This is a genomic window from Colwellia sp. 12G3 (assembly GCF_002836775.1).
Lineage (GTDB): Bacteria > Pseudomonadota > Gammaproteobacteria > Enterobacterales > Alteromonadaceae > Colwellia.
In genome coordinates this window covers 24190-47923 of the sequence record NZ_PJAQ01000067.1, presented here as the reverse complement: position 1 = coordinate 47923, position 23734 = coordinate 24190, and the positions used below count along the sequence as shown (strand labels likewise).

The window sequence follows — 23734 nt, the reverse complement described above, 5'->3', positions numbered from 1 at the left end:
TCTTCTTTGTTCTTGAACTTAATAGTGTAGAGCGAACAAATAAACTTATCTTAAAATGCCACCTTGTTTCATACAAGGTGGCATTTTTTATCTCTAGCACGTTCCTGTGTAAATATTAGTTATGTACTAGACTAATGTTTAACTAGTTGTACTTGTTCGATAAGGGTCAAAATGACAGAAGCAGTAAAGGTTAAATTTGTGGCCCGGCAAGCGATTTTAGACCGTAATGAAAATGTATTTGCTTATGAGTTACTTTATAGAAATTCAAATGACAATTTTTTCCCTATTAATGTTAGCGATGACGAAGCAACAGCTAGGATATTTTTCGATAGTTTATTGTTTTTCGGCATAGAAAACTTAGCTGATAACAAAAAATTATTTATTAACTTATCTACCAGTTCTATTCTATCGAGCTTACCCAAATTAATTGAACCCCACAATGTTGTATTGGAAATAGTAGAAAGAACGAATAGGCTTGACGAGGTGCTCCACCACGTTGAAAATTTGATGAAAAATCAGTATGTATTTGCTTTAGATGATTATGGTGGTGATCCTAAGTGGGATAACCTGTTAAAAAAAGTTAAGTACATTAAACTTGAAGTGGAAGAAAACCTTCAACATACGCTAAAGAGAATTTCATCTTTAAAAGCAGCGTTTCCAAATAAAATAATCATAGTCGAAAGAATTGAAGATTATGAATCGTTTGCATTAATAAAAAAGGCTGGGGCTGATTTATTCCAAGGATATTATTTTACTAAACCCAAGTTACTTAACTTTAAAAATGTGAACCCTTCTCAGTTGACGACTTTAGATTTACTCAAAATCACGTTAAAAACACCCTTGGACTTTGATGCATTAATCAATAAAGTTGAAAAAGATGCTGCGTTAGTTGTTCGTCTGTTGAGGCTTTCTAATTTAAGGTGTAAGTCAGCTAATAAGAAAATAAGTTCCATTTCACAAGCTGTTATTTATCTTGGTGAAGATACTATTAAGCAATTTGTGACTGTTTTAGCCTTAGGAGATTTAGGAGAGAACAAACCATCTGAACTTTTAAAGCTTGGATTGATTCGAGCAAGATTTATAGAGTTGTTATTAAATAGTGACAAAAAGCTCAGATGTAAAGGATATTTATTAGGAATAGTGTCCATATGTAATGCGTTAATTGATGTTGACTTAGCATTAATATACAAAGAGTTATCTCTAAGTATAGAGCTACAGGAGGCATTAAATAACCAAACGGGAAAATTAGGTTTTTGTTTTGATTTATGTTTGAAGATAGAGAATAGTGATTTTATTGGTATAGAAGAGAGTCAAAAAAAACTGGGCTTAGATGAAACCTTTATTATGAACTGTTATGCACAAGCACTTACTTTTGCAGATAAATCTTTAATTTAAGTGTCTGAATCGTTTTACCTAATCTCAATAGCTCGCTATTGCTCAATCAAGTACCTACCCTTGAATTATTTTCCCTACCTACAACAAGGTCACAAACTCAACGGGACTGGTATAAGCACTTTATGGAGAGTGTGTCGACAGTGAAAGTAACCTATTTTCGGTTCCTCTACATCGTAATCTTCTTTACAAAAATACGGCAGTAACACTCAAATCCAATAACTTTCTAATATGTTGAATTTATGAGATATTCAATTACATAAAAAATCGGCTGTAGAGTGATATATTTGATAAATATCTATATTATCAGCCACAAAGTTAGTTATTAGATCACAATGGGACGTTTATGATAAAAAAAACTATTTACTTATTTTTACTCATCATTTTATTTACCGGTCAATATAGTTTGGCCGCTTCTTTATCTATGGGTGAAAGAGTAAAACTCAATTCAATTCACTTAAATGAAGAACGTGAAATTCAAATTCTATTGCCAGAAAACTATCAAAGCAATATGGGCGCTACTTATCCCGTTATTTACCTTTTAGATGGCGATTATACCTTGCATGGGGTATCAGGCATGTTGGATTTTTTAGCAAACAAAGCACAATTAATTCCAGATGTTATTCTTGTCGGTATTGCCGATAAAGGCACGGATGTATATCGCCAATATATGACACCTGCAGGATTAACGGCCCCTTTTAAGAAAGAGCATGGTGGTAAAGCTGAGCTATTTTTAACTTTTTTAGAGAAAGAACTTAAACCTTATATCAACAGTCATTACCGGGCCGCTAATAACTCAATACTTGTTGGGCATTCTATGGGGGGATTATTTGTATTAAATGCACTGCTTGAATCGCCTAATGCTTTTGAACACTTTGTCTCCATTAGCCCGTCAGTTTGGTTAAATGATCATGAGATTATGGTCAAAGCAAAAGACTTTATTGGTAAAAGCAAACATGATCTAACCTCATTATATTTATCCTTAGGCGATGAAGAGAGGCAAGGGGTATATGGCGTTTTACAATTATTGGATGAGAGCCAGCCTAAAAATATTAATTGGCAGTTTTCACATTACCCTAATGAGAACCACAACTCTGTTGGCTTAGTAGCACTTCGAGCTGATTTAAAGAAAATATTCAAGGCATGGTTTATTTCGGATAAAAAATTAGAGCGTTCAATGACTGCTGAGCAACTGCTTGCACATTACCAAAGCCTTTCATCGTCGTTAGCTATTAACCAACCCATACCTACATCAAGTGTTAAGTCTGCAATTCGATATTTTTATCGACAGGAGAAGGTCGCTGATATTCCGGTGTTTATGGCTAAAGTGAAAAAAGAACTGCCTGCATCAGAGCAAGCTTTTATAATGATGTTGGCGAGTTATACCGGGCATTACGATTCGCCAGAAGCGGCATTGAAGATATTACAAGGTGCTGAAAGCCGTTTTGAACATTCAATTGAGTATATAAAAAGTATGGCTGTTACCTATATGCAGTTAAATAATACTGAAATGGCAATAAGTTATTATGCCAAAGCATTAACCTTGGTAAAAGAGTATAAGGCTAACCAATGGCAAATCAATATTATCGACGCTAAGTTATTGGAGCTAAAAGCTCAACCGTAAGGTTATTTTATTCGGTCACCAAACCTTTGCCTGTACCTGAGCAAAGGTTTGGTTAGCCACATAGTATTATCAGTTTTCAGTCTATATTTAAAAACTACAGTCATAAATTGCTCGATTAGTGAGCTATGTTCATTATCAAATAATTCTGCTAAAATACGCCTCCCTAAAAACGCGAGCAATATCGCGTTTTGATTATTAATCTACAGCACTGGATTTACGGTCCAGCTAGTTCAATGGAGAGCTCATGAGTTCATCAGAAAAAAAGTTATCACCATCGTTTACATCACCAATTACATCGAAAAAATCGGCAACTAACACTGTTACTATTTGTGCGTTATATAAGTTCGTTCGTTTAGATGCATTTGAAGCATTACGTGAGCCATTATCAAATAAAATGGTCAGTGTTGATGTTAAAGGTACTTTATTGTTAGCGGCTGAGGGCATCAACGGTACTATTGCCGGCCCACAAGCAGGTATTGATAAGGTAATGGCCTTCCTTGGTGAGCAGCCAGGTTTAGATAACATTTCTCATAAAGAATCTTACAGTAACGAAAACCCATTTCATCGCACTAAAGTGAAATTGAAAAAAGAAATTGTCACTATGGGCATTGAAGGTATTGATCCTAACCAAGTGGTTGGTACTTATGTGAAGCCAAAAGATTGGAATGCTTTAATTTCTGATCCTGAAGTGCTGCTGGTTGATACACGTAACGATTACGAAATTGAAATTGGTACCTTTAAAAATGCCATTAATCCGAATACAGAAACGTTTCGTGAATTTCCAGCCTACGTAGAAAAGAACCTAGATAAAAATAAGCATAAGAAAGTTGCCATGTATTGTACCGGCGGTATTCGTTGTGAAAAATCTACTGCATACCTTAAAGAACAAGGTTTTGAAGAGGTTTATCATCTTGAAGGCGGTATTTTAAAATACCTTGAAGAAGTACCCAGTACAGAAACACTGTGGGAAGGTGAGTGTTTTGTTTTTGATGGTCGTGTTGCGGTTAATCATGAGTTAGAGCAAGGGCAATACGATCAATGTTTTGCTTGTCGTTTCCCGCTAACAGAAGCTGAAAAAGAAAGTGAGCATTACGTTAAAGGCGTAAGCTGTCATCGTTGTCATGACAAAGTTACCGACGAACAACGTAATCGCTATGCCGAACGTCAACGCCAAATTACGTTAGCTGAAGAGCGTGGTGAGAGCCACATAGGTGGTGATATTCAAAATATCATTGAAGAACGTCGTCAAGAAAAAAATGATAAAAAAGCGAAGCAATCTGCTAAATAATCAACGGTTCTAAACAAGAAACGGCTTTCATACTAATTCTAATAAAGCAAAAAATGCCAGTTTGAAGTTCAAGCTGGCATTTTTATTGGTATCAATTATGTTACTTATCGGTACGCTATTGTTCTTAAGCTCTTCTTTTATATTCGTCATAAAAAACATCATAAATTTCTTTTGACACTTCATTACCAAAACAGCGTGTATGTATAAATTCCCCTTCTGATTCATAGACACTTGAGTTGTAAATAATATACTTTATTTGATTTTTGCCATTTACTTTGGCTGGATAATTTAAAAGTGTTTCAAACTTTTCCAGTTTTGTCATCATCGCACTCAGGCAATCTTTATCTATCTGAAACTCGGATACATGGTGACCAATATACTCATCTTTGCTATATCCTAGAATGTCCAATTCAAATTGATTGGCATATTTAATAACTCCATCAGGGGATACTGCATGAATGCCAATAGAAGACTTTTCGATGAAATCAACAGGATTTTCTGTGAACATTATAACTCCAAGTATGAAAATAGTTGGCTTCGTAAGGGGGAACGTTTTAAGTATAGCTGCCTTTGTCTATTGCAGTATTAAGTTTTTTATATGACAAAGTTCACTATGTCACAACATGATCGCTAATATTGTTGATTAAGTCTCAGCTGATATTGTTTTTATAAAAAACGGGTGCTTTAGTTTACAAGGTTAGCCATATCAACAATCCCAGCCATATTGCTTATAACGTGCAGATTGTATATTCTTGCTGCACTCACAATATAGCTGTTTTACATAAGAATGATGATGAAAAAACTATTAACCTTTGCCGCAATATCTCTTGTCGCATCAGTAGCCGCTAATGCGCAAACCGCTAGCGAAATGTTTACCGTTGAAAAGCTAAACCAATTGAACCAACTGCATGATGTCACCTTGTCTCCAGAAGGTGATGTACTTGTGTATGGTTTGAAAAAAGGCAGTAGCTCAGCAGACAATCACTTATATAAACAAAATATTAAAACGGGTGAAATCACTCAACTGACGAGTCATGACAAATCTGAAAGTAATGTTGTTTGGGCTGATGATGGTCAATCTGTGTATTTCTTATCTTCACGTAGTGGTACTAGTCAGATTTGGCAACAAGCTTTACGTGAAAAAACAGCGAAGCAAATATCTGATTTTCCTTTAGCAATTAACGGCTTTAAATTATCTAAAAATGGTCAAGTATTCGCGTTATCTTTTACGGTTAAACCCGATTGTGCAACGTTAGCTTGTACTGTTGAAGCAAAGAAAGTCGATAAAGAGAAGAAATACAATATCCGTACCTATGACCAATTAATGGTGCGTCACTGGGATACCTGGGCTACAGAATATAAAGAACATTTATTTGTTGGTCATGTAAATAAAGACGGTCAGCTTAAGCATGCTCAAGATATTATGCCAAACTGGCAAAGTGATTTTGCCGGTATTGGCCAAGTAAGTATTCATCCTGAAGCCACATCTTTAGCCTTTTCAGCGAAAGACTCATCAAGTAAAGATGCAGCTAAAAATCATGCGTGGACAACTAACTTTGATATATTTGAAGTGGCTTTACCTAAAGTTACAGCCGATGAAGTCATTGCTTATACACTAACTAATATTACTGAAAAGAATACCGCATGGGATGCGAGTCCTGTTTATTCATCTAACGGTCGTTTTCTTGCGTATAGAGCAATGAAAACTCCTGGCTATGAAGCGGATAAGTTTACCTTACAGTTACGTGATAACAGAACAGGAAAAACCCGTGCAGTGGCTAGTGATTGGGACCGTTCAATCAGTAGCTTGGCTTTTTCACCGGACAACAAGTCTGTCTATGTTGTAGCCCAAGATGTTGGCCAAAAAAGTATTTTCTCTATTACTCATGAGTTTGATGAAGTACGTAGAATTTATAATATCGGTAGTAATGGTGATATCTCAAGTCATGGAAATAAAGTTTACTTTACTCGCCATACGTTAAATTCACCGCAAGATATTTTTTCGATTGATAACCATGGTGATGACTTAGTCCAATTAACTCATATCAACAAAGATAAGCTTGGCAAAGTAAAATTTGCTGATTACCAACAGTTTAACTTTAAAGGTTGGAATGATGAAACAGTACACGGTTATTGGTTAAAACCAGCTAACTTTGAAGAGGGCAATAAATACCCAATCGCCTTTTTAGTGCATGGTGGGCCACAAGGTAGTTTTGGCAACATGTTCCATTACCGCTGGAATGCTCAATTATGGGCAGCACAGGGCTATGGTGTTGTCATGGTCGACTTCCACGGCTCTACCGGTTACGGACAAGAATTCACCCATTCAATCAGTCGTGATTGGGGTGGCAAGCCATTAGAAGATTTACAAAAAGGTTTAGAATTTATCGTAAAAGACCAACCTTGGTTAGATGGTGATAATGCGTGTGCTTTAGGTGCTTCTTACGGTGGTTACATGATGAACTGGATTGCCGGAAACTGGCCTACTGGTTTTAAATGTTTGATCAATCACGCTGGTTTATACGACATGCCAAGCTTTTATCAATCTACTGAAGAACTATGGTTCCCTGAATATGATATGGGTGGTCCTTCATGGGGTAAAGAAAGTGCTGACTCTAAAGATAATGCTAAAGGCAAGGTAAGCCCTGATTACTCTAAGTTTAACCCGTCAGCTTATGTAAATAACTGGCAGACACCTATGTTAGTTATTCAAGGTGAATTAGATTACCGTGTACCGTACGCGCAAAGTTTAGGTGCATTTACCACCTTACAACGCAAAGGCATTGATAGCCGTTTAGTGATGTTCCCAGATGAAGATCACCATATTCGTAAACCTGACAATTTAGTGGTTTGGTACGACGAAGTATTTAAATGGTTAGAAAAATACACTCAAAAATAATCACTGAAAAGTGAAACAAATAAGGCACATTAACTTAGGTTAAGGTGCCTTTTTTTATAATTGACTAGTTAACCTGAACTCTGGATAAGCAGCACTTGCTCAACATTCCCTTTTATCCCATTCTCAGCGTTAAAACGTCGATAAATAGCCAGCTATTCATAAACGTTTTGCCTTGAGAATAGAATAGAATAGAATGAAACATTGATAGTGGATATAGCAACCTTGACCTTGTTATACCTTTGTTATCGTTTTACTTTCATCAAATAGTGGGAAATAAGCGGCGCCCCGTAGTGTGCCAACCAGTAATAAATTAAGATCGCTAAAGTGTTGTATAGTTAGATTTTTTTCTTTCAGTGTGAAAAATCGTAATGGCTTTTGCTGTATTGAATGAGGAGGGTTAAGGAAAATAAGATCTTTTTCTCGATCTATTGATTTACTTAAACCTAATAGCATATCTACCTGGCCACTTTTGATCATGGCTAAACAACGTACGAATGGACACTGAATAAAAACGGGTTTGAGACCAATGGAGTCAACTAACAGATGAATTATATCGATGTTTTCACCGACTAATTTGTTTTCTACTAAATCAATATAGGGCGGTTCAAGAAATACCGCGACATTCAACTTGCCGGTTTCGGCCAAGGCAGAGTTAAATAAAAGAGTAATAGTATAAAAAGAGCAGCAAATGTATTTCATAATCACTTTACGGTTACATCAGTGAAATAAAAGGGTGACCTATTTAACAGTGTAGCGCATCTCATTAAGGCACACGTTTTACTTTTGGTAGATAGTTAATTATTCAATGGGAGATATAGAAATTACTTTGATGAAATTAAGTTTTTGAACATTGTTTGATCAGTTCTATGTTGCAGTTATATGTCAAAGTAAGGTGATAGCCTAAGAGATAAAGCTATCACAATTATCAGTGCGGTTAATCTTGCTCTGCGGCTTCTTTAAGGTAAGCAAGGCGGTCTTGCTCTTGTTCAAAAGCGGCTTGGATTTCGGCTAATATCGTTTCAACATCAGCACTTTGTGTATCTTCGGCAAATTGACCGGTTAATTTAGTGGTATTGCTTAACTCACCCGTTTCATACAATGCCCACATTTCCTCACCAAATTTTGTTAAGGCTAAATTTGGAGCGAATTGTGCGTAATAGGTAGTGATATTGTTGACATCACGCAGTAACATCGCTTTGGCATTGTTATTTGCCGAGGCATCAACCGCTTGGGGTAAATCAATAACAACTGGACCATAAGCATCAACTAAAACATTAAATTCAGATAGGTCACCGTGTACTATGCCTGCACAAAGCATACGCATGATATAAATCATCATTAAGGCATGATCTTCTAGTGCTTGATCGGCGGGCATTACAACATCATTAAGACGTGGCGCGACATCACCTTGTTCATCGGTAATGAGCTCCATTAGTAATACACCATCGAAGCAACCATAAGGCTGTGGCACACGTACATCGTTTTCAGCAAGGGTATACAAGGCATCAACTTCGGCATTCTGCCAAGCCGTCTCTTGTTGACTCTTACCGTACTTAGAGCCTTTCTCCATTGCTCTAGCACGTCGACTACTACGGCCTTTTCGACCTTCGGTGTATTGTGATGCTTTTTTAAAGCTACGTTTAGTCGCTTCTTTGTACACTTTCGCGCAGCGAATTTCATCACCACAACGAACACGATACACAGTAGCTTCTTTTCCGCTCATCAATTGGTTGAGCACTTCATCAATTAAGCCTTCTTCTACGAGAGGCAATATACGCTTTGGAATTTTCATGGGGCTGTTATACATTAGATAGGGTAAGGAAGATAGTAAAACTTGCTTCGAACACCCTAGATAAAAGGGAATTTGCTTTGGTGTAGTGGGGATAAACTCAAGTTATTATTAGTAATATATCTATGGTTAACTCACTTTAAATAATATAAATTTTTCAAACAAAAATTGTCACAAAGAACTAATGGTTATTCTGGAAAGCATGCTCCGGAACAACCTCGGTCGATGTGCTATCTAACCTCTTTATCAAACGCTTCTAATTTTTCTTCTAACGCGATTAGCTTTTGATAAATTTTGTCATTTTGCTGTAAAATTTCTATATTTTGCTTTCTTAGTTCTCGATTTTTGATATTAGTATCAGCAAAACCAAAAATTTTATTGGCAAAGATAGCACCAACGCCACCTAATATTCCGACACCAAGAATAAACATAACAAAAACGGCTATACGGCCAGCTAGCGTAATTGGATAAACATCACCAAAGCCAATTGTGGTTGAAGACATTAGCATGAGCCAAAAAGCGTCAGCATAATTTTTCACTGGAGAGCCTACTACGGCTGATTCTGCGACAAAGGTGATATAACCTAAGCTGATATTGAGGAGGGCAAATAAAGCAAAAGATACTATGGCCAATATGCCATAGTTATAGTTTTTCACGCCAAATTCATCAACTTTGAATAAGTTACTTTTCTCCATGGCGCTTTGTAGAATAATCATAGGTAGTCTCGTACTGAATTTTTTAGTTATCTTTGTGATGTTTACTATACCAGTTGGCAAGCGGTTGAGCACTGATACCGTGAGCAAAAATACTCATTAACACAGTTACCATCACGGTGGCGTAAACGGTTTCTAAACCTTTATCTGATCCCATGTCATGAGCAACAATAAGTACATATAGAATTGAAGCGATGCCACGAGGACCAAACCAAGCAATAAATGTTATGGTGGAAAAATCCAACTTGCCTGTGGTAAGTTTCGCGCCAATAAGACAAATTATTACCGGTATCATACGTAACACTGTTAAGCTCAAAAATGCGTAGATACAGACCTCAACAGTAACATATTGAATAATATTAGGGACAAAAGCTAAACCAAAGAGGAAGAAGCTGATAAGTACTAATAGTTCACCTTCACTTTCGGCAAAATTTTCAATATGCTCACGGGTTTTTTCGCACGTATTACCGGCGAGTAGGCCTGCAAAAAATGCGGAAATAAAGCCGTTACCATGAAAAGTCTCGGCTAAATAATAGGCTAAGAGTGCTAAAGCAATGGGCACAAGATTTTGATAACTAGCAACCATCCAGTTTTTACTGACACTGAACTGCGATATTTTTGTGCCTAAATAACCACTCATAATGCCGACTAAAGCACCAAAGCTAACTTGGATAAATACACTCGATAACCAGTGAGAGTCTCCACCACTTGCTTTGGTCAATCCACTTAAAATCATGGCAACCACAGCAATAACGAGTGGAAAAACAATGCCATCGTTTAGGCCACTTTCTATGTTGATAGTGGAACGAATATCTTTGGGGACTTTTATATCAGAGACGACAGCTTTACCTAATGCCGCATCAGTCGGTGTAAGTAATAGCGCAAGTAACAGCATATAAATTGCAGGTTCATTCGGAAATATCATTTGTGCCGTGAAGGTACCGACAATAATAGTCAACGGTAAACCAATTAATAATAAACGGGTGGGTAATTGCCATGAATGACGCAGTGACTTTAAAGAAAGTAAAGCAGCATCACTAAACAGTACTAAGATCAGCGCAACTTCAACAATAATGGTGACAAAATCAGCATTAATATCTACTTGTCTAACATCTAAACCTAAGGGTGAAATTAATAAGCCTAAACTAGCAAAGACCATGGGGCCAGAGATATTCAATCGACTTAGCCCCTGAGATATATAGCCATATAGCAGCACTACTACCGCAATAACTAAAATAATCATATGTTCATGCATATTGGAGTTTCATTTTTATAAAGGCAGGTAAGTTGCCTAGGCTATTTTGGTAAAGCAATTATTATCGAAACAGTCTGGCTATGAATCTAATAACAATAAATCATCTAGATATAAAAGTGTAATATTTTCACAAGAGAAAACACAATATTTTTAAATATCAAAACTCATTTTTTAATTTATTAATAGCTAAACATTACAATACCTTAACTTAAAGGTTGTTCAGTCGGGATAAGGCAGCATTATACAGATCTCCTGTGGCTGTTTATTGGTTAGGAAAGCATATGTCTTAGTCTGCGAATAGGTCAATAGCCGTCTTAATAGGCAAGCGTTAGCTTGCCCTTTTAGCTGGCTGTTTCTGAAATGTTTTTTTGCCGCGTTTCGGCTTAAAAGCCACTTTAGGTAATCCTGAAAATGATTGTTGGCTGGCACCGTGTACCATCTCTGTGACGATATTAGTTAACGGCTGCATAAAGTTTAGGTAGCTAGCATTTTTCTCACTGATTGCGGTGAGGGTAGCTTCCCATTGCGCTGTCATATCTGGCAGGGTGGCCATTTCTGGCAAGGCGTTGATTAACGCGACACCTACCTCGGTTGCGATTATTGCTTTGCCTTGGCGCTGTAAAAAATCACGTTTAAAGAGTAAATCTATGATGCCAGCGCGAGTCGCATCGGTACCTAAACCATCGGTTTCTTTCAGTACTTTTTTGATGGCTGCATCACTGACGTAACGAGAAATTCCTGTCATGGCTCCAAGCAAGGTTGCATCGGTAAATGACTGTGGCGGTGAGGTGTGTTTTTCTAGTAGCTCACCTTGTTGGCAATGTACTATTTGTCCTTTTGTTAAAGCAGGTAATGTTTGCTCTTGATCATATCCTTGCTTTAAATTATCTGAGGTTTGTGCTTTTTTGCTTTTAGGGAAAAGTACTTGCCAGCCTAGCTGTTTCTCCATTTTTGCTTGAGTGAGAAAATGGCCGCCTGCTATAAGTAAATGTACTTTGGTTTGCTGATAAATATAGACAGGATAAAATTGTACTAAATACTGACGTACAATCAGCAAATAAATATTTTTTTCAAAGGTATTTAAGCTGATATTCTCGGGTGATTTCTCGGTAGGGATAATGGCATGATGTGCAGTAATCTTTTTATCGTTCCAAGCTTTACTCACCAAAGTTGTGTTTGCACCTTGTGCTGCTTTATTACAAGGTAGCGATGATTGCGCGAGTGTATTAACAATGCCTTTTGCTTGTTTTAGTTGTTCTTTAGGTAAATAGCGACAATCTGAGCGTGGGTAAGTAATCAGCTTATGCCTTTCATATAAAGCCTGACAAACATCAAGCACGAGTTTGGCATTCATGGAAAATTGCTTAGCAGCACTAATTTGGAGTTGTGACAAATTAAAGGGTAGAGGGGCTGCTTGCTGTTTTTCATTACTGTCAATATTAGTGATAGTGGCAGGTTGGTTATCTATACGGTTAACGACATTCTCCGCTAATGCCTTGAGCAAAACTCGACCTTCTTCATCACAATAAGGCTGACAGCTTTCACTTGGCTGCCACTTTGCCGTAAAAGCGATAGCTTCATTTGAGCTTAGTGCGATATGGGCCTGCACTTGAAAAAAAGGTTTACTGACAAATTTAGCAATTTCCTGCTCGCGCCTAACGACTAAACCCAATAAAGGTGTTTGTACACGACCGACTGATAACACCGAATGATAACCCGTTTTTTGCCCTTGTAGGGTATAAGCGCGGGTAAGGTTAATACCATAAAGCCAATCAGCGCGAGATCGGGCTAAGGCTGAAATTGATAGCGGCATAAAATCACTATTAGGTTTTAGTGAGTTAAGTGCTCGTTTAACGGCAGGTAAGTTTAAATCACTGATTAGTAAACGTTGAATCTTGGCTTTTTTGGTTTTCGATAATTTAAAGTAATCAATCACTTCATCAACCAGTAATTGTCCTTCTCGGTCAGGATCGCCAGCGTGAATAATTTCATCAGCTTGTTTTACTAACTTACGTAATACGGTGAGTTGTGCGCGCGTGCGGGCAATGGGTTTTAATTGCCATTGCTGCGGAATGATAGGCAAACTTTCCATGCGCCATTTTTTTAATTCACTATCATAATCTTCAGGGTTTGCTTGCGCCAAAATATGCCCGATACACCAACTGACCACATCACCGTTAGCAAGCTCGATATGTGTTTTATGGTTTTTTTGTGGTTTAGGTAGTGCGGCAGCAATAGCGCGACCTAAACTCGGTTTCTCGGCAATATAGAGTTTCAATTGTATTGGAACTAAGTGATAAGTTGTGATGTCTTTGATTATAGTGTGTGCACTGTCTTTATGTACAGCTTTTGTTTTGATGTTTATATAATGTTAAAAATCATGCAAATAAAAACCGCTCAAATGAGCGGTTTTTATTATTAAATATCAATTAATGAAATTTAATTTTTAGCTAACTATTAAAATTCGTAACGAGCAGTAAGTGATACATAACGTGCACTAACGCGACCAGTTGTCATACCCCAGTTATCATCGAGAACAGTATCGTTGCCGACAGTCTTAGTTCTGTCTTGAACAACTGTTGTTTGAGTAGACGAATCAAATAAATTATATATCGTTGCTTTAAACATTAAATCATTTTCAAATACGTCTAATCTATATGTTGCTGACAAGTCAAATACATATGTCCAATCCGTTGTACCGTAAGTACCTCTTGGTGCATTGTTGCCATTTTCATCATAAAATGATGCACCGTGTCCACGCTCATTACGACTAGGACAAGAAGCCCATGCAGCTGTAGCACATGCGCCAACTTCTTCAGGGTGAATACCCATAGCACTGATTGGTTTACCACTACCAATATTAGCATTTAAGCCAACAGTAAAGTCTTCTGTCACTTCATAAGAACCAAAAACTTTCATTGTATGACGACGATCACTAGGTAAGTTACCTGAAGCATTATCTTGTAAACCAGCATAATCGTAAGAAACAGTCCAACCTGGATCGGCTTGGTTATCATCATCATTAACTAAACCAGCAGTATTACCCCATAAGTGTGACCAAGTATAACTAGCACTAACAAATAATTTCTCTGTAGCCATACCATCTAAGGTAAATTCCATAGCACCATACTGACGAGAGGCGTCTGGCATTGCTAAGTCTTCAGCAGAAATTTGAATATGTTCTGTTGTGCCATCACCATCGTAATCACCCTTTACATCTAAGCCATTACCAGGATTAAACAGTATCCAAGCTCCACCGCTATTTGGATTCGCATATCCATTTTCTACATACCAATTGTTGATTGGTGCATAGAAATCAGCATCTTCAATAGAGTTGCCTAAGTCTTTATAAATAGCTTTTACGCCAAAGCTCATGTCACCATCAAATACTTCAGTTTGGTAACCTATGGTAATTTCATCGGTATACATAGGGTCTAAATCAGCAGTAACAATCTCAGCAGGAGTACTCTCACCTGATTGAGGTAAATTATAACCAGTTTGAGCGCCACGGCTAGGTGAACCGTCTGCTAAAATAATTGGCTGACCATCAGCATCAACTTGATCTAGTTCATAATACCAATGTTCATCACGACGTGATCCACCTTGTGTGATGTTCATATTTGGTGAAACAGGTTGAAAATAACGACCGTAAGTCATAAATACTTTAGAGCTACCATCACCAGCTAAATCGTATATAGCTTGTAGGCGAGGAGCAATTTGACCAGATACAGAAACGTATTCTTTACCATCAGACATTTCGTTAGAAAAGTCATTGTATCGAAGGCCCATATTTAGCACTAAATTATCAGTTGCCTGCCATGAGTCCTGAATATAGAAAGATGTTGAAATTACATGTGACTTAGCAAAATCACTACGAATTCGTTGATCAACATATCCCGTACCTGAAGGTAAGTTTGAAAAGTCACCTGCACCTATTGATGTATCTACATACCACCAACCTTGTGCACCGGCTTGACCGCCAGCGCCATTTTGAGTGGACTCATAATCGACATAAGTATCGTAGTGGTCAAAACCAAATTTAAGTGAATGATCTTCTAATTCCCATACAATATCAGCACGAAGTTGATCACGAGTCACTTCATCTGTTGAAGTAATTGTGCTGTTTGTATGGTTACTTAGTTGTTGATATCCACCAAATAAATATGAACCTACCCAAGGTAATTCATCACTGACAAAATGGCTTTCTTCTTCCCGTACACGACCTGCAACTACTTCAATAGAGAGGTTATCAGTAAGAATACCAGAGTATTTAATACCAAATACATCACCACCTGAACCAGTTTTTTGGTTTTGCGCTGAAGCAAGATCTACCATATTATTTTCATAATCATAGTCATATGATTTATAGCTACCTTCAGACTCAAAATTGATAGCCGTTAATTCAATTGAATGATCATCAGTAATATACCAATCAAGTTTTGCAAACCAGCGATCAGATGTTGTTTCACCCTCATTAAAAAAATTGGTACCATAGTTTTCATAGTCATTCTTTTGAGGCTCTAATAATACATAAGCAAATAGAGTATCTTCAATAAGAGCGCCACTGCCCCAAACAGAATATCGGGTAAATGTAGATTCATCATTTGCACTAACCGAGCGAACGCTGCCATCAGCTTGATATAAATCATTATGATGAGAGCGCATAGCTTCTGGATCTACACGAACTTGAGCACCAAAATTAAATTCATTTTCACCCGATTTAGAAACAGCATTAACAATGCCACCAAGTGCATTACCAAATTCAGGGTTAACACCACCAGTCATAACTTCTGTTTGTGAAATCGCTTCCCATGGAAGAGAGATAGAGCCTAAGCCCGTTTTAACAGAGGTTACATTTAAACCATTTAGGTAGTAACCATTTTCAGCAGAAGAGCTTCCGCCAATTGAAGGTGAACCGTTAAAATTATCACCGTTAGCTGCTGTCGCACCTGGTGCTAACATTGCAATACTATCAAAACCAGATTCAATCGGCATATTCTCAATATCTTTCGCGGTAATAACCACACCACCAGTTGAAGAGGCTAGATCTACACGAGAGATATTACTACCTGTTACTTGAATACGTTCTACATCAGAGCCTTTAGCAAATAATTGACCATTGTAAGAAATGGCTGAACCAATGTTTATCTGAATAGTCTCTTGTTCTATCTCATAACCATCTTTGCTGATAGTAACGGTATATTCACCGACGGGTAGCTTAGGTAATGAAAAGCTACCGTCAGCTGAAGTAGTAGTAGTACGAGTAACACCTTTACCTTTATGCTTAATGGTAACTGTTGCATTAGGTGCGGCTTGGTTATTAGCCGTTGAAATTGTACCTTTTAAAACACCGTTAAATGCGTCTGCTGCCATAACACTTGGTGCCGAAAGCATTAATGCGGTACCAACAGCAATAGCTGCGAGAGATTTGCGTGCCTTAAATCGTGATGTAATCATTTTGTTATACCTGTATGTTTTTATTTTATAGTTTTTGTAGTGTTTTTTTTGGCTTATCCCTGAACCTGAAATAACTCCCCTAGTACTTTTTACTTGTCAGTCGTAGGTGCTTTTTAAGCGAACAGCACGAAAGTACGATTACACTTATATATGTTATATTGTATATTATCCACAATTATATTTTATATTAGTAATATAAATAAGATGAAAGCTAAGGAAGAAAATCATTTGGTATTAACAGGAATTCAGTTGTAGTAGTCTCTGCAGGGAAATGATTAATAAACGTTCAGAGCTGTAAGGTATTTAGAATATAATACTATTAGCTTATAATTTTTTAGAATATAGTGCGGTTGAGGTTGTATTTTCGAAATTAAGTACAGAGCTAAAGGGGGGGATTTATGTGTTTTTTACTGATGTTTTATTTAATCGAGTAGAAATACAATCATTGCTCAGTAATTATTAGCAATCGTTAGTAATAAGCTGCTTAATAATGAGGGGGATTAACCGTGTTCTTATTGATTAGAGCAAGTTGCTTATAGTAAAGGTGCTACTTATTTGTTAGGTTTTTGCTGGGTTTTTTGAACGTTAGCACCAAAATTGTGCCGAGTAGTATAGCCGTAGAAGCGAGTATTATACGCATTGTGATGGCTTCATTAAGAATTATTGCACCTGCTAAAGTGACTAATAATGGCACACTTAGTTGCACAATAGCAGCTTGAGTAGCTTTGAGTTCAGGTAAAACACTATACCAAATAATGTAGCCAATACCTGAGGTGATAATACCTGACAGCAGTGCATAAATAACGCCGTCGGTTGCTAAATTGATGGTGTTGTTTGTTGATAGGTAAACTATAAACCACAGCAGTATTGCCATGGGGGCCGCTTTTATAAAATTCCCGGCAGTAGTCGCTGCTGGGTCACTTGCCCCTCTTCCTTGTAAAGTATAAATACTCCAAGCTACTCCTGAGATACACATCAAGAATGCGCCCATAAAGGAAGGTGAACTTATGCCTGGTAGCATTAATATTACCAGTCCAATCAGTGCAAGAACGAACCCCGCCATCTGTATAATATTAAGTCGTTCACCTTCGCGGTAACCGACAATGGTCATGGTGATTTGTACTGCCCCAAAGAGCAATAGCGCTCCAGTGCCAGCAGCAATTAATCCGTACCCATAGGTAAAACTAACCGCATAAATAAACAAGGCAAAAGCGGCAAGCCATGTTCCAGCTTTGTATGCCTTATTATTATTTTTAAAGGTTAAATATAACCACAAGAAAAGTGCACCAGAAACGACCCTAATCATAATGAAACTTGCTTCATCTATGGACGTTTTTTCCAAAGCAAAGCGGGTTATCAGTGAATTAGCAGCGAAGGCTACTAGCGATAGTAAGGTAATTAGGATTATGCATAGCCGAGTCATATATTTGCCTATCTTTGCTGGAAGAAGCTAAAGCCAGAGGTAAATGACTCGGTTTTGTATTAAAAGGTAATGCCTATACCCGCTCTACTTCAAGATGCCCGTAGGGAGCTAAGCTAGAAAACCAGTCCTGCGTTGCACTACTCGATAAGGGAATAACCATTATCAGCGTATCGCGCCTTGATCTTATTTGCTAGCTTCGCTCTGAAACTGCATCTTCAAGTGGAACGGGTATATAATAAGCTGAAAGCATACCAATTTGGCACGCTTTCACTTTAGTGGCTAAGACTAGACCATATCATCAAACGGATTTTTACTCGGTAGTGCGATACTATTCTTGAATTCAGCGAATGTTAAGCTATCGCTAGTTAATTCAATGTCAGCCTCATTAATCAAACCTTCACCAAACTTATAAATTAAATCGAATTGGCCGTTATTAGCATTATCACGATAAACTTGCTGCGCTTGCTCTACAGCAACCAGTTTTTGTTGATATGCTTCCATTGCCTCTGCGCCATAACGTTTTGCCATCATGCTTAAACTTACTTTTGGAGAAAAAATTGTTGCTGTTGCATTATTGCCACCAAAGCCTTTTGAGTTGATAAAAGCGATGTCCATATCAGGGCAGTGCCAATGCTCAGTGGCAATGTTAAGGTGCTCGTTATGAACATCTTCAGCGACTTCATCAATAGTGGTAATACCCGGCATAATGTTATCGCTGAAAACACCTAAAGCCATCGCCATTTGATCGCCACTGGCTGGGCCAAGTGTATGACCAACATAAGCTTTAGGTGCCGCTACAGGCCAATTTTCGATGTTAAAGCATTCTGCTATTTTATGGTAAATTAATGACTCAGTGACGCGATTTTGTGGAGTACTTGAACCATGCGCCAAAATAAAGCTACGCTCTTGTAATGCTTCTTTACCAAGCACTTGTTCTGCTAAAGCCACTGATTTTGCCATGGTAATATAGTTGCCAGGGCCTGGCGCCGTAATTGATTTTTTATAACCGTCGGCATTAATGAATACGTCGGCAACTGAGCCAAGTATTTTTGCACCCATTTCTAACGCAAGGGCATCATCCATTAAGACAACAAATTGTGCGCCTTCACCTATAGTGAAACCACAATTTTTACCAAACGGACGACTAGTACGGCGATGATCTGCAGTATCGGTTCCATCAAGTCTCTTTAGCCCTTCTTCATTGGCTAGTGCACTCATGTTGCCAAAGCCTTCAATCATCTCTGGTGTGATAGCCGCTTCACTACTACCTACAATGGCTACACGGGTACGACCCGCCTCCATGTCATGCACTGCTGCGCGTAAGTTATATAAGAATGTTGCACAAGCACCAGAGCTAGTAAAAGTTGTACCAACATTACCGGTTACATAAGCATTGATAAAATCAGTAGACATAGTGTTCAAGCCAAGGGCTAACTGCTTAGTGCTGACACGAGAGCCCGTTAAACGGCTTTTAATTAAGCCACCAAAGCCTTCGTCATGCATTTGACCTGCGATTGACGCTGAATAAGTACCTACTTCATCAGGACTAATTTTGTCTAAGATGGCATCCCACTCTAATCCAGTAGAACGAATAGCATCAGTCGCAGCAAAAATTGTTGCTTGTAAACCACGCGGTTGGTAACGGCTGTTATACAGTTTGGCGGGTTCGAATCCTGTTGGAAACTGCCCCGCAGCTTTAATTGGATTGTCACGATAGGAGTCATGGGTAATCGTTAATTCGTCAGGAATTTCAACGGATACACGACCTTCACCCAAATCAGTGACTACCCATGAACTGGGGACAGGCTTAGGTAGCTCTTTAGTACGTAATTCAAAGGTAATATGTTTATCTGTTGGGGTAATGTTCATTTTTTGATGCCAGTGAGTTGCATCAGGATCAAAATGATTCTTTTCAATTTTACGAATTAATGTACCCGCAAGAATTTGCTTACCAAGTTTCGCTTCTATCTCAGTAGGTAAAATAGTATTACCTTCTACATCAACTAAAGACCCCTCTTGATTGCTGACGAGTTTCATTAAACTGGCTAGACCAACAAAAGTCTCTTGGCGTGCTTGTGCATTTAATTTGTCGATGACTATACGGCGAAAACCTTGATGAAATGAGGTACGACCTGAAGCATTAATACCGCCCATGCCAATAATTAAAGGTAAACGTGTCATGTAATAGCCAACTTAAAGAATTTGAATAAAAGCAACATAGTGATATTGCGTTAGATGGTAACTATTCTAATGTTTCTTAAAAATAATAATAAGCCAAAATAGCCTTATAATATGTAATAATGGCCATAAATGACTGGTTGAGGAGGTGTGATGCCTAATAAGCTAATAAAAAAAGATAATTTAGTAGATAAGCTAACGGTGAATTTACTGATTTACCCTCACGTTTTGGCAACGGGTATTACCTTACCGGTAGAGATGTTACTCGCCGGTGAAGCTTTTGCTCGACGTTATGATAAATCGGTATTAAAACTCACTACGCAGTTCTTGAGTGAATCTTCTGTCAGTATAAAATCCCGAGCAGGCATTACTATGGTTGCTGATATTACCCTTGATGGTGAATCATCTGTTACCTCTACACTACCCGATATTATTATTGTACCGAGTTTATGGCGTAATCCACGGCCGGTACTTAAAAGTCATCAAAAGCTTGTGGCTTGGTTAAAACAGTGTTGGCAGCAAGGTAGTACGTTAATTGGTGTGGGTACCGGCGTATGCTTTTTGGCTGAATCGGGTTTATTAGATAATCATTCAGCGACGACACATTGGCATTACGTTGACCAATTTAAGCGAGATTACCCACAAGTCGACTTAAAGCCAGATTTTTTTATTACCCAATCAGAACGGATATATTGTGCGGCTAGTTTGAATGCATTAGCCGATATTATTGTCCATCTTATTGCCCAGCACTATGGAAAAGCAGCAGCACAAAATGTAGAGCGAAATTTTTCCCATGAAATCCGTAAACCTTATGAAGAACAACGTTATTTAGAAGGCTCAGGTGATAGACATGCAGACGAATTAATTGCAGAAATTCAATTCTGGTTACGCACTAATTTAAATACAGAATTAACCCTGACTGAAATTGCCGAGCAATTTGGAATGAGTCAACGTTCGTTTACCCGTCGATTTAAAGTCGCGACAGGTGTTAGAGCAACTCAATATTGGCAACAATTGAGAATAGAAACAGCCAAAGAATTATTGTCATCTAGTAACCTAACTATTCAAGAAATAGCCGATCAGGTGGGCTATCAAGATCAAGGACACTTGACGCGTCTCTTTAAACAATATTTGAGTTTAACGCCAAAAGCTTACCGAGCTATGGTAAGGAAGAAGTTATTTAGTTAACGATGTTGCATTCGGTTCTTTCAGTAAAACACGCAGCAATTACTTGTCACAAGCTATCAGCTGCGGCAAAATAACGGTACTAACATTATTATTTGAGAAAAACATGAGCGAAAAACTATCAACCGCACTTTCTATAGCCGAAAAACAAATTAGCCAAATGTTAATCATGCAAGATGCGATGAACAGTCGTGTTAGTGATACATGGCGTAACAATGGCTATGAGTGGTATCGCGCAATTTGGGTTGAATGTGCTGAGATGTTAGATCATCACGGTTGGAAGTGGTGGAAACACCAAGAGATTGACATCGCTCAAGTACAATTAGAACTGGTTGACATTTTTCACTTTGGTTTGAGTTTACGTTTAATGTCTGGTGATAGCGCAGAATTAATTGCCAAAGAACTTGCTAAAGAATTACACCAAGGTACCGCAGAAAGTGACTTTAAAGTAGCGCTAGAAAATTTAGCGTCAGCAGCTGTTACAGGTAAAGCCTTCGATGCTAAAGCGTTAGCTGATTGTATGTCATTAATGAATATGGACCTAGATGAACTATTCAGGCAGTACGTAGGTAAAAATACACTAAACTTTTTCCGTCAAGACCACGGTTATAAAGATGGTAGCTATAGTAAAGTATGGCACGGCGAAGAAGATAATGAAGTGTTAGCAAAACTAGTAACTACGTTAGATCCCGGTGCGGAAGACTTTCAACAGCAATTATATCAAGCGTTAGAAGAAAAATACCCTGCTTAAATAGTTATACCTTATATAGGTGCAGTTTTTCACGCTGCATCTATTTCTTAAATAAACATCTGCGTTAATATCAATTACACTCAAGTAATAGTAAATAATTCCCCTCTTTGTAAATATTCTCGTCATATCAATTTTTGGCACACATTCTGCTTAATTCAACTCAAGTAGTGCGTTTATTCTTTGAAATAGAGAAAAGCGTCAAGAATTTGAACTATACCATTTGCGCTGATTAAGTGCTTAGCATTCAATGAGGCTGGTTGGTATTACAGGAGAAGTATATGGAACTGATATTATTTGCCTTAATTACCTTAGTGGTAATCGTTGCTGTGCTAGCAAGTCGCTTAAATGACAATAGCTTTCCTTTTCCTTTTGATAGTAAAAAGGCAATCTTTACTCCCGCAGAAAAAAACTTTCAAAACCTGGTTGAGCAAGCCTTGGGCGCAAAATATCGTGTATTAAATCGCGTCAGGCTTAGTGATGTGGTGACTATACGTAATGGTGTATCAAGTCGTGCTAGTCAAACTGCTGCAAAAAGTGCTGAAACTAAGTATTTAGATTTTGTTATTTGCGATCGCAGTAGTATGAAGTTACTGGGCGCTATTGATTTAGTCGACACGCAGGGGCGAGGCTATAAAATTAAAAAAGACTGGTTTGTTAGTGGTAGTTTGGAAGCCGCTTCAATTCCGCATCTTCGTATTAAAGTAAAAGCTAATTACACTCTAGAAGAAATTAGGTCTTGTATTCATACCCGTCTATTAGGTAAGTCAGCGGCTAACTTTGCGCCTCAACCAAAAATAAAAGGTCGGATCATCCCTGCACCTATGGTAAGAGCAAGAAATAAATCAGTTGGCGCACTAACGACAGCAGCGGCTAGAGCACAAATTGCACAGCAAACACCAATAATGCCACAAATGTCAGCAGGACAATTAGGTGGAATGCCAGCAACATCGTTATCTCATTAAGGTATTGAAGACTTTAATTAGGGAATAACACGATTATTTAAAGAAAAGTCTAGCGAAAGTGAATTCGCTTTGAAATTGCTTCAAGGTGAAATAGCGAAAAATAAAGAAATCCGACATTATTTAATGACGGATTTTTTACTTTAATCATCAGTAACAAGTCCTCTAGCAGTAAAATTAACCTCACCTTGAATAAAAAAGCATCAAACAAACGATAAAGATGAAAAAAGTGCAAAATATTTGAATTTAGCTATTGCAAGGCGTAAAACATTGCACTAGAATTCGCACCACTTAATGTAGTGCCGACTTAGCTCAGTTGGTAGAGCAACTGACTTGTAATCAGTAGGTCGCCAGTTCGATTCCGGCAGTCGGCACCATTAATACTTATTAAAGCATTGCTTTTATAAGGTACCTTGAAAAAGGTATAGGCTTAAAGTGGAGGGGTTCCCGAGTGGCCAAAGGGATCAGACTGTAAATCTGACGGCTCAGCCTTCGGTGGTTCGAATCCACCTCCCTCCACCATATTTCGACTTATGCTTATTGTAAAGTAAGCATAAATCAAAAAAAGAGATATCTGATAGAAAACGCGGGCGTCGTATAGTGGTAATACCTTAGCCTTCCAAGCTAAAGCTGCGAGTTCGATTCTCGCCGCCCGCTCCAATCTTTGTATATGAATGCTGATATGGCTCAGTTGGTAGAGCGCACCCTTGGTAAGGGTGAGGTCGGCAGTTCGAATCTGCCTATCAGCACCATTCCTAGATTAATCTATCCTTATCTCAAACTCAATCGCACACTAAAACAGTAAATTATTACTATACCCA

The 23734-nt window shown here is 38.0% G+C and carries 16 protein-coding genes and 4 tRNA genes; 11 read left to right on the top strand and 9 right to left on the bottom strand.

The annotated features are described in order from the left end of the window. Positions 1 to 171: 171 nt before the first annotated feature. The 3 genes from CXF71_RS17640 to trhO all read left to right on the top strand — a co-directional run bounded on the left by CXF71_RS17640 (position 172) and on the right by trhO (position 4304). On the top strand, positions 172 to 1395 hold the full coding sequence (locus CXF71_RS17640) for an EAL and HDOD domain-containing protein (RefSeq protein ID WP_101234260.1): 1224 nt from the start codon (positions 172 to 174) through the stop codon (positions 1393 to 1395). A 343-nt stretch (positions 1396 to 1738) separates the two neighbouring features. Further along, positions 1739 to 3016, top strand: coding sequence for an alpha/beta hydrolase (locus CXF71_RS17635; RefSeq protein WP_101234259.1), 1278 nt, complete (start codon positions 1739 to 1741; stop codon positions 3014 to 3016). Positions 3017 to 3260: 244 nt separating this feature from the next. Then, positions 3261 to 4304, top strand: a complete 1044-nt coding sequence (trhO, locus tag CXF71_RS17630; RefSeq protein WP_101234258.1) for an oxygen-dependent tRNA uridine(34) hydroxylase TrhO — start codon at positions 3261 to 3263, stop codon at positions 4302 to 4304. 124 nt (positions 4305 to 4428) lie between these two features. Here trhO and CXF71_RS17625 read toward each other — a convergent pair whose 3' ends face one another. Next, entirely contained in the window at positions 4429 to 4812 is a 384-nt protein-coding gene (locus CXF71_RS17625; protein ID WP_101234257.1) for a PAS domain S-box protein, read from the bottom strand. Between the two features lie 285 nt (positions 4813 to 5097). Between CXF71_RS17625 and CXF71_RS17620 the strand changes: the two genes are divergently transcribed. Beyond that, entirely contained in the window at positions 5098 to 7203 is a 2106-nt protein-coding gene (locus tag CXF71_RS17620) for a S9 family peptidase (protein ID WP_101234256.1), read from the top strand. Positions 7204 to 7434: 231 nt separating this feature from the next. Here the strand turns inward: CXF71_RS17620 and CXF71_RS17615 are convergent, their stop codons facing one another. The 8 genes from CXF71_RS17615 to CXF71_RS17580 all read right to left on the bottom strand — a co-directional run bounded on the left by CXF71_RS17615 (position 7435) and on the right by CXF71_RS17580 (position 20021). Then, complete coding sequence (locus tag CXF71_RS17615; RefSeq protein ID WP_101234255.1) at positions 7435 to 7902, bottom strand: substrate-binding periplasmic protein; 468 nt, start codon at positions 7900 to 7902, stop codon at positions 7435 to 7437. Between the two features lie 235 nt (positions 7903 to 8137). Beyond that, the gene (locus CXF71_RS17610; RefSeq protein ID WP_101234254.1) at positions 8138 to 8995 is read right to left on the bottom strand and encodes a PA4780 family RIO1-like protein kinase; all 858 of its coding nucleotides are present in this window, start codon (positions 8993 to 8995) and stop codon (positions 8138 to 8140) included. Between the two features lie 227 nt (positions 8996 to 9222). Then, positions 9223 to 9708 carry a potassium channel family protein gene (locus tag CXF71_RS17605; protein WP_232771536.1) on the bottom strand — a complete coding sequence of 162 codons (486 nt, stop codon included), beginning with the start codon at positions 9706 to 9708 and terminating at the stop codon, positions 9223 to 9225. Between the two features lie 22 nt (positions 9709 to 9730). After that, positions 9731 to 10960: a cation:proton antiporter gene (locus CXF71_RS17600; protein WP_101234253.1), complete on the bottom strand. Its 1230-nt coding sequence runs from the start codon at positions 10958 to 10960 to the stop codon at positions 9731 to 9733. 328 nt (positions 10961 to 11288) lie between these two features. Further along, entirely contained in the window at positions 11289 to 13238 is a 1950-nt protein-coding gene (locus tag CXF71_RS17595; RefSeq protein WP_101234252.1) for a DNA topoisomerase III, read from the bottom strand. A 179-nt stretch (positions 13239 to 13417) separates the two neighbouring features. After that, complete coding sequence (locus CXF71_RS17590) at positions 13418 to 16417, bottom strand: TonB-dependent receptor (RefSeq protein WP_101234251.1); 3000 nt, start codon at positions 16415 to 16417, stop codon at positions 13418 to 13420. Positions 16418 to 16964: 547 nt separating this feature from the next. Next, on the bottom strand, positions 16965 to 17840 hold the full coding sequence (locus CXF71_RS17585; protein WP_101234250.1) for a DMT family transporter: 876 nt from the start codon (positions 17838 to 17840) through the stop codon (positions 16965 to 16967). Positions 17841 to 18125: 285 nt separating this feature from the next. Next, a complete protein-coding gene (locus CXF71_RS17580; RefSeq protein ID WP_101234249.1) occupies positions 18126 to 20021 on the bottom strand; it encodes a beta-ketoacyl synthase in 1896 nt (631 codons plus the stop codon). A 150-nt stretch (positions 20022 to 20171) separates the two neighbouring features. On the opposite strand from CXF71_RS17580, the gene CXF71_RS17575 reads away from it, so the two are divergent. The 7 genes from CXF71_RS17575 (at position 20172) to CXF71_RS17545 (ending at position 23665) form a co-directional block, all read left to right on the top strand. Continuing rightward, a complete protein-coding gene (locus CXF71_RS17575) occupies positions 20172 to 21206 on the top strand; it encodes a GlxA family transcriptional regulator (RefSeq protein ID WP_101234248.1) in 1035 nt (344 codons plus the stop codon). Positions 21207 to 21309: 103 nt separating this feature from the next. Continuing rightward, positions 21310 to 21954, top strand: a complete 645-nt coding sequence (locus tag CXF71_RS17570; protein WP_101234269.1) for a dUTP diphosphatase — start codon at positions 21310 to 21312, stop codon at positions 21952 to 21954. Between the two features lie 278 nt (positions 21955 to 22232). Continuing rightward, entirely contained in the window at positions 22233 to 22916 is a 684-nt protein-coding gene (locus CXF71_RS17565) for a DUF2726 domain-containing protein (protein ID WP_101234247.1), read from the top strand. Between the two features lie 298 nt (positions 22917 to 23214). After that, positions 23215 to 23290: transfer RNA gene (locus CXF71_RS17560), tRNA-Thr, on the top strand. A gap of 60 nt (positions 23291 to 23350) precedes the next feature. Then, positions 23351 to 23435: transfer RNA gene (locus tag CXF71_RS17555), tRNA-Tyr, on the top strand. Between the two features lie 64 nt (positions 23436 to 23499). After that, positions 23500 to 23573 (top strand) — tRNA-Gly (locus CXF71_RS17550). 16 nt (positions 23574 to 23589) lie between these two features. Next, positions 23590 to 23665: transfer RNA gene (locus CXF71_RS17545), tRNA-Thr, on the top strand. The last annotated feature ends 69 nt before the right edge of the window (positions 23666 to 23734 follow it).

Bases quoted from the DNA above. Each gene is read 5' to 3' on its own strand.
- CXF71_RS17640 (WP_101234260.1), top strand. From the start codon at position 172: ATGACAGAAGCAGTAAAGGTTAAATTTGTGGCCCGGCAAGCGATTTTA.
- CXF71_RS17635 (WP_101234259.1), top strand. From the start codon at position 1,739: ATGATAAAAAAAACTATTTACTTATTTTTACTCATCATTTTATTTACC.
- CXF71_RS17565 (WP_101234247.1), top strand. From the start codon at position 22,233: ATGGAACTGATATTATTTGCCTTAATTACCTTAGTGGTAATCGTTGCT.
- CXF71_RS17570 (WP_101234269.1), top strand. From the start codon at position 21,310: ATGAGCGAAAAACTATCAACCGCACTTTCTATAGCCGAAAAACAAATT.
- CXF71_RS17620 (WP_101234256.1), top strand. From the start codon at position 5,098: ATGAAAAAACTATTAACCTTTGCCGCAATATCTCTTGTCGCATCAGTA.
- CXF71_RS17610 (WP_101234254.1), bottom strand. From the start codon at position 8,995: ATGAAAATTCCAAAGCGTATATTGCCTCTCGTAGAAGAAGGCTTAATT.
- CXF71_RS17600 (WP_101234253.1), bottom strand. From the start codon at position 10,960: ATGCATGAACATATGATTATTTTAGTTATTGCGGTAGTAGTGCTGCTA.
- CXF71_RS17590 (WP_101234251.1), bottom strand. From the start codon at position 16,417: ATGATTACATCACGATTTAAGGCACGCAAATCTCTCGCAGCTATTGCT.
- CXF71_RS17625 (WP_101234257.1), bottom strand. From the start codon at position 4,812: ATGTTCACAGAAAATCCTGTTGATTTCATCGAAAAGTCTTCTATTGGC.
- CXF71_RS17615 (WP_101234255.1), bottom strand. From the start codon at position 7,902: ATGAAATACATTTGCTGCTCTTTTTATACTATTACTCTTTTATTTAAC.
- CXF71_RS17605 (WP_232771536.1), bottom strand. From the start codon at position 9,708: ATGATTATTCTACAAAGCGCCATGGAGAAAAGTAACTTATTCAAAGTT.
- trhO (WP_101234258.1), top strand. From the start codon at position 3,261: ATGAGTTCATCAGAAAAAAAGTTATCACCATCGTTTACATCACCAATT.
- CXF71_RS17585 (WP_101234250.1), bottom strand. From the start codon at position 17,840: ATGACTCGGCTATGCATAATCCTAATTACCTTACTATCGCTAGTAGCC.
- CXF71_RS17580 (WP_101234249.1), bottom strand. From the start codon at position 20,021: ATGACACGTTTACCTTTAATTATTGGCATGGGCGGTATTAATGCTTCA.
- CXF71_RS17575 (WP_101234248.1), top strand. From the start codon at position 20,172: ATGCCTAATAAGCTAATAAAAAAAGATAATTTAGTAGATAAGCTAACG.